At 30.1% G+C, this 13140-nt stretch carries 11 protein-coding genes; 1 reads left to right on the top strand and 10 read right to left on the bottom strand.

All coding sequences use genetic code 11. From position 1 onward, the window contains the following. Positions 1-140: 140 nt before the first annotated feature. The 4 genes from EDC18_RS03880 to mutY all read right to left on the bottom strand — a co-directional run bounded on the left by EDC18_RS03880 (position 141) and on the right by mutY (position 7461). Positions 141-1172: a TRAP transporter substrate-binding protein gene (locus tag EDC18_RS03880; protein ID WP_132250489.1), complete on the bottom strand. Its 1032-nt coding sequence runs from the start codon at positions 1170-1172 to the stop codon at positions 141-143. A gap of 252 nt (positions 1173-1424) precedes the next feature. Then, on the bottom strand, positions 1425-2573 hold the full coding sequence (locus EDC18_RS03875; RefSeq protein ID WP_132250487.1) for a baeRF3 domain-containing protein: 1149 nt from the start codon (positions 2571-2573) through the stop codon (positions 1425-1427). Between the two features lie 299 nt (positions 2574-2872). After that, positions 2873-6241 carry an AAA family ATPase gene (locus EDC18_RS03870; protein WP_341472705.1) on the bottom strand — a complete coding sequence of 1123 codons (3369 nt, stop codon included), beginning with the start codon at positions 6239-6241 and terminating at the stop codon, positions 2873-2875. Between the two features lie 164 nt (positions 6242-6405). Continuing rightward, positions 6406-7461, bottom strand: coding sequence for an A/G-specific adenine glycosylase (gene mutY, locus EDC18_RS03865; protein ID WP_132250484.1), 1056 nt, complete (start codon positions 7459-7461; stop codon positions 6406-6408). 225 nt (positions 7462-7686) lie between these two features. Between mutY and EDC18_RS03860 the strand changes: the two genes are divergently transcribed. After that, positions 7687-8430: a peptidylprolyl isomerase gene (locus EDC18_RS03860; RefSeq protein ID WP_132250482.1), complete on the top strand. Its 744-nt coding sequence runs from the start codon at positions 7687-7689 to the stop codon at positions 8428-8430. 171 nt (positions 8431-8601) lie between these two features. Here EDC18_RS03860 and EDC18_RS03855 read toward each other — a convergent pair whose 3' ends face one another. The 6 genes from EDC18_RS03855 to EDC18_RS03830 form a co-directional block, all read right to left on the bottom strand. Then, positions 8602-8838 (bottom strand): hypothetical protein, encoded by a 237-nt coding sequence (locus EDC18_RS03855; protein WP_132250480.1) that lies wholly within the window; start codon positions 8836-8838, stop codon positions 8602-8604. Positions 8839-8921: 83 nt separating this feature from the next. After that, positions 8922-9578 (bottom strand): hypothetical protein, encoded by a 657-nt coding sequence (locus EDC18_RS03850; RefSeq protein WP_132250478.1) that lies wholly within the window; start codon positions 9576-9578, stop codon positions 8922-8924. A gap of 209 nt (positions 9579-9787) precedes the next feature. Further along, a complete protein-coding gene (locus EDC18_RS03845) occupies positions 9788-10360 on the bottom strand; it encodes a DUF4334 domain-containing protein (protein ID WP_132250476.1) in 573 nt (190 codons plus the stop codon). 71 nt (positions 10361-10431) lie between these two features. After that, positions 10432-11703 carry a sensor histidine kinase gene (locus EDC18_RS03840; RefSeq protein WP_132250474.1) on the bottom strand — a complete coding sequence of 424 codons (1272 nt, stop codon included), beginning with the start codon at positions 11701-11703 and terminating at the stop codon, positions 10432-10434. Beyond that, a complete protein-coding gene (locus EDC18_RS03835) occupies positions 11690-12370 on the bottom strand; it encodes a response regulator transcription factor (RefSeq protein WP_132250472.1) in 681 nt (226 codons plus the stop codon). Before EDC18_RS03835 ends, EDC18_RS03840 begins: the two co-directional genes overlap by 14 nt. 1 nt (position 12371) lies before the next feature. Further along, positions 12372-13133, bottom strand: coding sequence for an ABC transporter ATP-binding protein (locus tag EDC18_RS03830; protein ID WP_132250470.1), 762 nt, complete (start codon positions 13131-13133; stop codon positions 12372-12374). Positions 13134-13140: the final 7 nt, after the last annotated feature.

Here is a 13140-nt window from a genome sequence, read left to right as displayed (position 1 = left end):
ATGTATACTTTATAAATTTGATTCCCAATTTTTTTTAAAGTTTCTATATTAATCACTCCCATCTATGTATATTAAATTTATGTCGTTTTTAGATTGTTATGGGAACATAGATCTAACTCATATGTTCCCATAAACCTCTATTATTTAGTGCCTGCTACAATAGCTCTCATTGTATCTAATTCTTCTTGAGTAATTAATTTATCTCTTAAGTAACCATCATAAACTGCTTCAGCTGCATCTTTAAAAGCTTGACGCTCTTGTTCAGTTAATTTATATACTTCTGCATTAGCTTTAATAATTTGTAATGCTGCATCTTGGTTGTCTGCTATTGCTTGGTTATTTATTACCATCATTTCATTTGTAGTCTCTTGTAATATCTTTTTGTAATCTTCAGGTAAAGCATTGTACCAATCTAAATTGACATAGAAAGGATCTGGATGAAATTGGTAATTAATTTCTGTGAAATATTTTTGAACTTCATAAAATTTCATTGTTGATACATTTACCCAAGGGTTCTCTTGACCGTCAGCAATACCTGTTCTAAGTCCCATGTAAAGATCATTATAAGGTACAGAAACTGTACTTGCTCCTAATGCTCTAAATGTACGATCAATTGTATCCATGCCATTTGTTCTCATTTTTAATCCTGATAAATCTTCAGGTTTTTTTATTGGTCTAACATTATTTGAAAATTGTCTAAAACCACCTGCATCACCAAGACCTAAAATAATTACACCATCTTTTTGTGAATCTGCAGTAACTTCTTTTGCAAAATCAGAATTTAATAATCTAGTAACCTCTTCTGATGTTTCACACAAGAATGGTAATGTAAATATTAATAACTTAGGTAAAAAGTCAAATTGTCCTCCACGAAAACCTTGAATGATGCCAGAGCTTGCTTGCTCTAACATTTCTTTTTCAGTTCCTAATTGTCCTGCTGGGAATATTTCTACTGTAATCCCACCATTCGTTCTTTTTTCAACCATTTCTTTAAAAGCTTCTAAAGAAATATGACGTGGATTATCTGTTGGCTGAGCATGGGCAATTCTCATAGTATATACTTTATCAACATTCCCCCCACCTGTTTTCTCATCCCCTTTACTTGAACACGCCGTCATTATACTTACTAATAAGCAAAGAATTAATAAAAGACTTATTCCTTTTCTTTTCATTATGTATCTCCTCCTATAATTTACTTGATATGCCTATTATAATACCTTTAGGATAGTTGCACACTATAATAAGTTGCTGCTTATCTATAAAAAATTGGCAAAAAAAAATATGCCTATAATATATTGCTATTTATATAAGCAATATATTATAGACATAATTAAAATACTTCTTTATTTCAAATAGATTACTTATACAGATAATATAACTTTCCCAATATATAAAAATATAGGCATCTATTATTATATTTATTCTTAGTATCTATATATAGCAGCAGCACCTGTTTCGCTTGGCATTCTCTCTTTTGGAAGAACCACTACTTCTCCTTTTTTCTTAATGACAAATTCAACCAAATCATCTAGGACATCACCGTATCTAGGATCCTCAAGACTTCCAAAGTGTATCTCACCTGTATCTTCATCTACTTTACCAGGTATTATTTTTTCAGATTCAATAAGAATGGTTTCCACTCTGTTTTCATAGGTAGCTTTTGCGATTTCTTCTATATTATCAGAGCCTAACAAACTTGCTTTTGCATTCATATAACTGGTGACTAATTTTTTTGTTTTATTAAGATAAATAGGTTCGATTAACTCCCAAGCCTTCTCTTTTAACTTGTCTATATCAAAAGAATCATAAGAGCCTTTTATGCCTTCTTCTACCAAGTATGGATTGTTACTTATATTCATAAATGTATTGTGGTACTCTTTCAATGAAACTAATATTAAAGGTAAGTTTGAAGAAGTAGAGTAATTCTCAAGTACAAATCGATCCACATATCTAAAAAACTTTTCTACATCTTTATCCATCTCATCACTTTTGCCACCATGTCCGTGATAAATAGTGGAACCTGCTCCACTTCCATAAACACCGTGGGCCAAATATGAATCGGTGTATTGCTCCCCTAAAACTTCTTCGATCGTTCTCGGCATACTAGGATCTATTTTAACTTCCTCAATACCATATCTATTGCCTTCATATAATGTAAATTTATCACCACTTAACCCTAATAGTTGATATTTGTTAGATGATTGAAATGTTCTTATAAGAGGTTTAATATGAAAACTTTCAGCTACTATGGCCAAAGGGTCCACTGTTCGGTGTAATTTATATACCTTACAATTATTTGTTGTAGCAAATATTGCTAATCCATCTAAAGTATGATTCCAAAAGTCCAAATCTTTCTCAATTTGATAAAAAGGGCTCATTATAGGATATATCTCTTTCTTCGAATACTTTTGTGCTAGTGAACCTTCAATTTCCTTTATTAAATTTTTAAAAAGTATAGGGTCTTGTTTATTTTCTGTATAAAATCTGTGGGTAGGTTGATAAAGGGATATTAAAGGTCCCTCTTGCTGGAAAAATAAATCATTTGGAAATTCATTAACTATTTCATATAACATATTAATTCGCCATCCTTTCCGCCTTATTTACTTTTAGTTTTTTATTTACATAAGATAAATAAAAAACAAGGCTTGTCTATTGCAGCGCTAATTATTATGAAACAACCTTCATTTCATAAAGCTTGCAAAAAATCAACTACCTAATTAAATTGTACTATAGATGTTAATCATTGTCAAATAATTGAATTCTAGAGTATGAATTGATGTTATAAATCCTTTGTTTTTAATTTATGTACTGATTATTTTTTAAAAAAAGAAATATATGCATTTATAAGCATATATTTCCCTTCATAATTTTGTTATTGCCTGTTCTTTTTTAAAAACTCTTCTTTACTGTTATCAATATCCTTTATCGTTATAACATTGATCTGTTTTTGACTGAGTTTTTCATCCCAAACCCGTACACTTTGTTCTCTAATGAGATAATCTAAATACTGTTCAACTAAAAGACCATTTTTTAAATGTACTTCTGCACTTTCTTCTAATTCTCCAATTGTCTTATTAAGGGATTGCACTGTCTCTTTATCCAGTACATACCCTTTATCTATTAAAAGGTTTATACCTATATCAAACAGTTGTTTTTTATTATAGTTTTCAAAATCAACCCAGATAGGAAACCTATAATTCAATGCTGCGTTAGAGAATACTAATTTCTTCATATTATTTTTATCCCCAGAAAGAATAATACAAATCCTATTTTTATTTTTATCAATAAACTTAATTAACTCAGATGCTATTTTATCTCCATCATCCGGTGGTAGCAAATCCCAATGATCAATAAATACCAACTTTCCTAAGCATTTATTTAGAACTTCTTCTAAAACACCCTTTTGGTTAGCAAAAGATATTAAATCTCTTTTATCTACTTCAACTATTTTTTTAGCTTTTATACTGCCCATAGTATAGAGCATTTCTGATAATATGTTTAATACAGTTTTTTTACCTGTCCCTTTTTCTCCTGTAAAAATCATATGGTTGTATTTATTCAAATCACTGCCTATACCTAGTTTTTTTCTTTTTTCTTTTACTTTTAATAATTTATACTGATTTCTTAAAAATGCCTTTGCCTCATTACCAACTAAAGTTTCTATTTTCTTTTCTATGTCAAAATTACTGTCGTATTCAGCGATATTCACTTTCTCTATGTCTTTAATAGTAATTAAGTTCATCTCATAAACTGATATATTTTCTTCTGCAATTCGCATGCTTTGTACTCTAATAAGGTTTTCAACGTAATTCCTTACCATTCTACCATTTCCTGACTCTGCATCAGCATTCTCATATATATCCACAAAGCTATTTTTTAGAGCCGCATGGGCATTTTTAGAGAGTTTAAAACCACTAGATTCTATTATCTTTATAGCTATGTCTAAAAGTTCATTTGGCTTATAATCTTCAAAGTTTGTCCATAATGGGAATCTTGATCTAAGGCCTACATTGATATCAAAAAAATCTTCCATTTCTTGCTCATAGCCAGCTAGTATTACAATAACTTCTTTAGAGTAGTCCTCAATAAGCTTAAGCAATGTTTCTACTGCCTCTCTTCCTAATGTATCATTAGCAAGGGTATAAGCTTCATCTATAAATAAAATGCCTCCAATGGCTTCTTTAAACTTTGACTCTGTTTTTTTTGCCGTTTCACCTGGTAACTCCGATACAAACTGAGAGCGATCTGTTTCAATTAATTGGCCACCTTTTAGTAAGCCCATACTGTTTAACATATCTGCTACTAACCTTGCAATACTTGTTTTGCCAGTTCCAGGGTTACCAGCAAAGACCATATTTAAATTCTGTTCAAGTTTTGTTTTTACCCCAACAGATTTTCTTTTTTCTTGGGCAACAATTAATTGATATTGACTTCTCAGTAGTTTTTTTACATCCTCTAGACCTATAATGGAATCTAATTTTTCTTCTAAATCAAACTTGGCTTTTACTTTAAAATTAAAATTATCACTCTCTAGTAAATCTATTTGTTTTTCACTATTCGTCAAGTATTTCTTAGACGCATCCATTATGGCATTTTCTACGATGTTTCTAACAAATCTAGCATTACCTAAATCTGTTTTACCTGTGAACTGATTTTTAGCAAATAAATCTATAAGCTCAGATTTTACATTGTTTGCAATTTTATACCCCTTTGATTTTGCAATATTCACAGCAATCTCATACATTTCTACTGGATTGTAGTCCTCAAAAGGAATAATATTAGGAAACCTTGACTTTAATCCTTGATTAAATTTTAAAAAGTTCTCCATATCTTTTTCATATCCTGCTAAGATAACGATTAGATTTTCTCTATTGTCTTCTATTTCTTTTAACAAGGCATTAACAATTTCTTTTCCTATTTTGTCATCATTGCTTTCACACAAAGAATAAGCTTCATCAATAAATAATACCCCTCCTAAAGCTGAACTTACAACTTGGTGAGTTCTTTTTGCTGTATCATTGATATTCTCTGTTACAAAGTCTGCTTTACTAACTTCCTTGAAAATACTTTTTGACAATATGCCTAAAGCATTTAAGTATTCATAAGTTATTCTAGCTGCATTGGTTTTTCCTGTGCCTGCATTACCAGTAAATATCATATTAAGAGACATATAGGATGTTGGCAGACCTAATCTCTCTCTTATATTTTGTACTTTATAATTGTTTTCAACATTAATGATAAAATCCTTAAGGTCTCTCATCCCTATAACAGAGTCTAATTTGTACTTTGCTTCTTCTAATGTTGGTATTAGATAATCGCTAAGGCTGTATCTTTCACTGTTATACTTACAGTAGATTTCATTTTCCTCTACATAGATGAGGAGTTTTTCTTTCTCTTTAATAGTCTCTTTTGTTATAAGGTTTACAATAGGTTTGTAGAGTTTATAAGAAATGTACTCTCTTACATCAAAATAAGTACTTTCTCTAAAATTCTCACGTAAAAATACAAAAAGGTCAAAGTCAACATCATTTTGCCCGTCTTCTCTTCCCCACAAAACATTCATACCTAGTCCTTCATGTATCTTATCCAAGGCTTTAAATACTTCTTTTTTCATTAGAATGTATTTTTCTTGGTCAGTTAAACTTTTTGTATATAGGGTCTTATCTTTATTGGTAAATTTATCTTCTATAGATGAATGATTTTCTGTATTATTGTACGTGAAGATAAAAAATTTATTATGGCAAACTATTTGATTGATTTTGTTTTGGCTTTGGTGGTTTTCATCTGCCTCAATTAAGAACTTGTTTTTAAATATATAGTCATTATTTAACATTAAGCATGTATTAGGATAGAGTTTTGATATTAGAGATAGAATTTCTTCACTTGCTTGTTCGGTATTTTTAAATAACACAGCAATAGAACTACTATTCAGCTTATCATATAGATCCGTTAAAAAGGCATCATAACCTAGATTAAAATTATAAGACGTTAAATCAATTTCATCTAATCCATTATTATGGATTAAATCTTCCTCTTTAAGTTGTTTAAAAAGCAATCTTACACTTTGTTTTTTAAAGGTTCCACCATCTCCAACTAAAAGCAATGCCCCTTTTTCATTTTCGGAAATTTTGAATTTAAAATAATCAGTAAGTTCTTTAACAAAACCTTCTTGACCAACTAATTCATCATTTAACTTGTTTTGTATATTTATAAATTTATCTTCTCTTAATTCTCTTTTCATATAATTCATCTATCCTTTCTGTTTATGCTCTTCTAGAGTCACAAATCAGGTTATATCTTTTAAAGTATAATATATTTTAAACCACTTTACTATAGAAATCAAACAAACCACAAAAATCCATTTAATTATCTGGAATTTGTGGTTTATTTACGATTAAACTGTATTTAAATTAGAGGGAATAACTTCCTAAAAGCTGTTGGAAATGCATATTCATTAAATGCTTCTTTTCCTACCCAGAGATTTTCAGGATATTCTATGATCTTACTGCCTTTATTAGAGGCTTTTATAACACATCGATACAACGTCATATCCCAAATCAAATGAGTAAAAATATGTCTAGCACCCTCCTCTATTTTTAGCACATCAATCTCTAAGCCATAGGCCTCATGTATATAATCCTCTATTTCTCTTTCCGGTGTGCTACTCGTAGTTTCAACAACTGGAAATCCCCATAAATTAGCCATTAAGCCTGAATTAGGTCTTTTGACAATCATCATTTTATCTTGTTCCTCTAAAATGATAGCTGCCATATTCATTGTTTTTTTCTTTATCTTTTTTAATTTAACAGGGTATTGATCCACTGTATTACTTTTAAATGCCTGACACCCTTCATTTACAGGGCATTGTTCGCATTTTGATTGTTTTGGCGTACATACTGTTGCCCCTAATTCCATAATACCTTGGTTAAAATCCCTTGGAGAGCCTCCAATAAGAGACATCACTTCTTTTTCAAAAACAACTCTGCTCTTAGTATCAGAAATATTCACATCTAAACCACGGTACCTAGAAATTACTCGCATAACATTGCCGTCAACAGCTGGTATTGATTGATTATAAGCAATGCTTAAAATGGCTCCTGCTGTATAAGGTCCAATGCCTGGAAGTTTTAATAATGTCTTATAATCATTAGGAAACTGTCCCTCATATTCTTCTACTACAATTTTTGCACATCGAATCAGGTTCCTTGCCCTAGAATAATATCCAAGTCCTTCCCAAAGTTTAAAAACATCATCTTCATTGGCCTGTGAAAGAGCTTCAACAGTTGGATATGCCTTTACAAATCGATTAAAATAATCTATCACTGTTATAACCTGGGTTTGTTGCAACATAATCTCAGAAAGCCAAACGGTGTAAGGTTCAAAGCTTTCACGCCATGGTAATTGACGCTGCACTTTTATGTACCACCCAATTAAATTTTTATAGAAGTATTGATTATTCATATATAACTCCAGTCTACACTTTAAGTATATTTTAATATATTAGAACTAATTGCTATTATATCAGTTCTAAATTTGAATATAAAGGAATTTCAGGTTATATCTATTAGCATATATTGGGTTATATGATCTGAATACGACTATAGATTAGTCAGTTATGGTTTTACAACATGGTAAATTAATGTTACACTCTTATAGAGAATAAATATTTTTAAAGGAGATTTTTAAATGGAAAATAAGTTATTGGCCACTGTTGATGGTCGACCAATTACTCAAGCAGATATTCAATCCCTTATGCAAAACTTAGGACAAAATGCAGCTCAATTTAGTAGCCCTCAAGGACAAAGACAATTACTTGATGAAGTCATTGCTCAAGAGTTACTTTATTCTGATGCTGTTGAGAACAACTTAGAAAAAGAAGATGACTTTTTAAAAGTATTAGATCAAATGAAAAAATCCTTACTTATTCAGTATGCAGCTAATAAATTAATGACTTCTGTTTCTGTAAATGAAAAAGAAGTTAAAGCATATTATGATGCAAACCAAGCTATGTTTGCTCAACCAAAAAAAATTGCTGCTAGTCACATTTTAGTTGATAGTGAAGAAGAAGCAAATGAAATATTAGAAGAAATCAATAATGGATTAGACTTTGCTGAAGCAGCTAGTAAATATTCAAACTGCCCTTCTAACGAAAGTGGTGGTAGTCTTGGTGAATTCGGCCAAGGTCAAATGGTACCTGAATTCGAAAATGCTGCTTTTTCTATGAGCGCTGGCGAGATTAGCAAGCCTGTTAAAACTCAATTTGGGTATCACTTAATTAAAGTAGATTCTGTAAATGAACCACAGGTAAGCTCATTTGAACAAGTAAAAGCACAAGTTGAAAAGCAATGCTTATCTGAAAAACAAAGAGAAGTCTATTCTACAAAGCAAGAAGCTCTAAAAGGAAAATACCCAGTATCTATTGAAGAATAATTTTTATTTTATATTTATAAATGTCAAAGAAGTTAGGTACATTTTTTATGTATCTAACTTTTTTATTATCCTAAGCTCTTTATAAAAATAACGCCAATCATTTTCTGTTATAAAGATTGACGTTTAACACTTTGACTATTTCATATTAACAATATCAGCACTGCTTATCCCTTATGTATTGCTATGGGTTGTAAGCTGTTCAAACCACTCTTGCTCTTTATACATTATCAACACAGAGTAGGACCATAAAATAGATTCTGGTTCAACTTCATAATTATATTTATTAGGTATGCCTTTAACCATAGATTCTGAGGTCTTAATATCAATAACATTTTTATCTTTAATAAAGTCATTGATTACTTCTTGAATTACTTCAATATCGTCGCCACTGATTATTTTTACTTTCATATCTCCACCCCCACTAATTAATATATAATTAATAGAAGGGGTTTAGAATTAAAAAAATAGGCGTTTTCCATTCAATACTTATCTTAGTAATAACTTTTTACTCTCTCAACTTTTTTTACTTCTTTTACAATAAATGTTTGTGACATTGCCTCGCCTAATTCTGAGCTATTCTTATTATCAAGAGGATAAATAGTAATGGTAAATTCTTTCAGCTTCTCAATATCAATATCTACATTAGTATGAGATTTAACTTCAAAATTTTCAAAAACACCTTCATAGGGAAAAGGTGAACTAGAAGTGTAATAAGTATTTCCTTTATCATCACTAAATTCTGAGGCAAAATAATTAAAATGATTGTGAATATTTTTATATGTTTTATTTGAATATCTAATGTTAAAGGTAAACGCATTCCATTTGTCACCAAGTTGATTATATTTGAAGTCTAAAATTTCAATATCCTTAAGTTTTGAATCATTTGACATAACTTCTATGTGATATTCCTGCAATTCAATATTCCCTAGCCAATTATACAGTTCTAAAGGAATAAAATAGGTTTCTTTATATTCTCTCTTATACTGAATATCATCCCATTTTACAACTAACACCGTTGAAATTATCAGTACACTAGGAACAATAAAATATAAGGCCTTTATCAATTTAGGTAGTGCCTTCTCCCAAAAAGCAATCATCACAATTAGAATAAGTATTCCTATAGGTGCTAATAACCATAAATTAAACATAATACGCCTCCCTTACTACCTCATTTTAATACAATATAGTTTAATTGTCTATTTTTTTAATTTATTTATCCAATATTATTTCTATACTGATATTTAATTTTTAATTCATCTTCGCCTAAATTGCTTCAACTATCTCTAATATAAGAAAAACCCACATTTTTTTATAATTGTGGGTTTAGTAATTTCGTTAGCTTTAGATTTAAGATTTTTTATCCTTCTCTTTTTAAGATAAAGAAATATCCTAAATCATTAAAATTTCCTTTCATATCCATAACCCCTAAAAGAGTATAATCATCTATTTTTCTAAAAACATCAATAATGGGTAAACTATCATAAACCATTGCCGCACTTACTTTTCCTCTATATTCCACTTGACGAAGGCGAGCTTTTGACCTTTTTGTTTTAAACCTTTTTAAAATACAGTCGTATTGGTGTCTATTCACTGTTTTTTTGCTATTTAATATCTTTTTAAGCATCTTGGATTTAAGAACTATGTCATAGTATTTGAATATTCGATCTGGATTTATGAAAAACAAGTTACCCTTTCTTTCTTTAAATACAAGGGGATGTACAGTCTCCTCATCAATAAATTCTTTCCCATACCAGGGGCATATAGTGAGTATCCCATCCATTGGATGTCCTGACGAGACTTCCTTTCCTCTCCATCTCCCTAACATTTCTTTGTTACTCACTGGCTCTAATTTATCATAAAATTTAAATGCCTCTTGTTGGGACATTCCTTTTTTTAGTAATAGTTTTAGTTCTAGTTTTAATTCGTTCATTGCTATAACCTCCTTATCCTAATCACATTATTAATATTAGACCTCATAAATATTTATTCTAACCATCATATTTATCTAAATACTAATGTAAAACTCATTCCTTCCTCTTCATACATAGCAAAAATTTCTCCATCCATCTTCTCCATTATGTATTTACATATATAAAGACCTAGCCCATTGCCTTCCTTGTCTTTGCCATTACTGGCTCTATAAAAACTATCAAAAATATGATTAAATTCATTTTGACTTACTGTTTCACCGCTATTAAATATTTTAATAAGTTGGCAGTAATCTTCTTCAAAAAAAGATATTCTAATTGTCTTACCGTCACCATACTTAAAAGCATTTTCTATAATATTCTCTATCACTTCAAGAGTTCTGTCTAAATCACCTTTTATTATTTTATTATGATAATCTTCAACGATAAAGTCTATCATCTTCAACTGGCTTTTTTCTCTATAAGTTGTTATCACTTTATCCATTAAATCCTTTAAATAAAACTCCCCTTTTTTAACTTCTATATTAAGGAGATCTTCACTTGATGCTTTTATTATTTCTTTTACAAAGTTATCTATTTCTAATGACTTTTCTTGTATTTGTTTTGCTGCTAATATTTTCTTTTCCTTTGTTTCATAAACCTCTTTTTCTATGGCTTTGGCATATAACTTTATTGTATTGAGAGGTGTTTTTATATCATGTGAGATTGAAAGGAGTAAGAGTTTCTTTTCTTTTTCCAGCTTTAATTCCTTTACCTTATGATGATTCAAATTTTCTCTTAATACATTAATCCCCCATATAAATTTGCCAAAATATCTATTTTTACTTTCCTTAAGGTCTTCTTTTAGATTACCTTTTGATAACTCATAAGGCATATCACTTAACCTATTAAAAGGTTTAAGAATAGTATTTCTGATATACAATAATAATGCTACTATTATAATTATAAAAATAAATAATGCTACCTCGACTTTTAATAAAATACTATTCCAATCATCTATGCTCACATAATTGAACCTTAAATACCCTAACAACTGGTCTCCATCATACCATGGTCTAATTTCATATTCTAACCCATTTAGACTTTTATAGAAATCATTAATATCATTCTTCCTTGTGTATGGTTCTTCTGGCAAAAACTGTACGGAGTCTATATATCTATATGCTGCTAAATCAGGCTTAGCAAAGGTTTTACCCTCTACTAAGCCTGCATATATCCTGTTTATTTCTACTTTGTATTCACTGTTTGGTATATTGTTTCTTCCCTCTATTAAGACAAGAAGACCAAGTGCAATTACTAAATAACCACCTATAATAACAGCTATTATTTTATCAAAATTCTTCATACTTGTAGCCTACCCCCCAAACAGTTACAATTCGTGTTGGTTTTTTAGGATTATCTTCTATCTTATCCCTGAGCATCTTTATGTGAACAGTAAGTGTTTGATCTTCACTAAAACTGTCTGCCCCCCAAATTTTATTAAAAATATAGTCTTTACGCAATGTCTTACCGGGATTTTCTACTAGTAGAAGCAATAATTCAAACTCCTTAGATGTCATGGTTAATCGTTTTCCCTTAAGATACACTTCATTTGCCTCTTTATTTATAGAAATGCCTCCTGAATTTATAATAGTACGTTTTGCTTTAAGCTCATAGTTTCTTTTCATTAATGCTAAAATTTTTGCACTTAAAATATCAACATCAACTGGCTTTTCTATATAATCGTCAGCACCAAGTGTAAATCCATTGATTTTGTTCTCTTTATCAACCTTTGCACTTATTATAATGATTGGTATATTATGTTCTTTTCTAATATTAGAACATACTGTAAAACCATCTATGCCAGGAAGCATTATATCTAAAAGAACGATCTTTGCAATATCCTTTTCTAGAAATTCCAGTGCTTTTTCTCCACTATCCACATTTACAATAGAGAAACCATCTTTTTGCAAAAAAGAACATATTAACTCTCCAAGTTCTACATTATCCTCTACTAGAAGCAAATCAACCATTTTACCATCCCATTTCCATTAGCCAATTATTGACCATTCTTTCTCTTTCCTTTAAACTATTTTCAAACTCAAACTTTCCTAAATGGATCTCACCCTTAATTGAGCCATCTTGGATATACATAATCCTATCGCATTTAGCAGCTACTTTCATATCATGGGTAACAAGCATAATTGTAGTACCTTCTTGATTAATCTTGTTCAACTCTTTCATAACTTCATAAGAATTTTGAAGATTAAGGGCACCTGTAGGCTCGTCGGCAAAAATCATCTTTGGTGAGTTAATTAAACTTCTACAAATACAAGCCCTTTGAAGCTCACCACCAGAAACTTCATTTGTAGCATTGTCTGCTACTTCATTGATTCCAAGCTTATGCATTAATACTCTAGCTCTTTCATTGATTGCTTTTCTATCTTTACCTTTTTTTGAATGATATGCTGGTAATATTATATTATCATATATTGAAAGATTTTTTAACATATGCATTTGTTGAAAAATAAATCCCATTTCATCAAGTCTTAAATCACTCATTTCATTTGGTGTTAAGGTGCTAATTTCCTTACCAAAATAATCCACTTTTCCTGCCGTTAAATGGTCCATTCCACTAACGGTATAAAGTAACGTTGATTTACCTGAGCCACTAGGTCCCATAATAGCAACCATTTCACCTTCATTTATTTCGAAGTTTAAGTTTCTTAAAACATTATTTTGCATTTTATTTATAATGTAAGTTTTACATAAATCTTTAACTTTTAAAGAATTCATATTTATT

The sequence above is a fragment of the Natranaerovirga pectinivora genome (assembly GCF_004342165.1).
GTDB classification, from domain to species: domain Bacteria; phylum Bacillota; class Clostridia; order Lachnospirales; family DSM-24629; genus Natranaerovirga; species Natranaerovirga pectinivora.
Note: the sequence above shows the minus strand (reverse complement) of the source record. Positions and strands in the feature narration are given on the sequence as shown.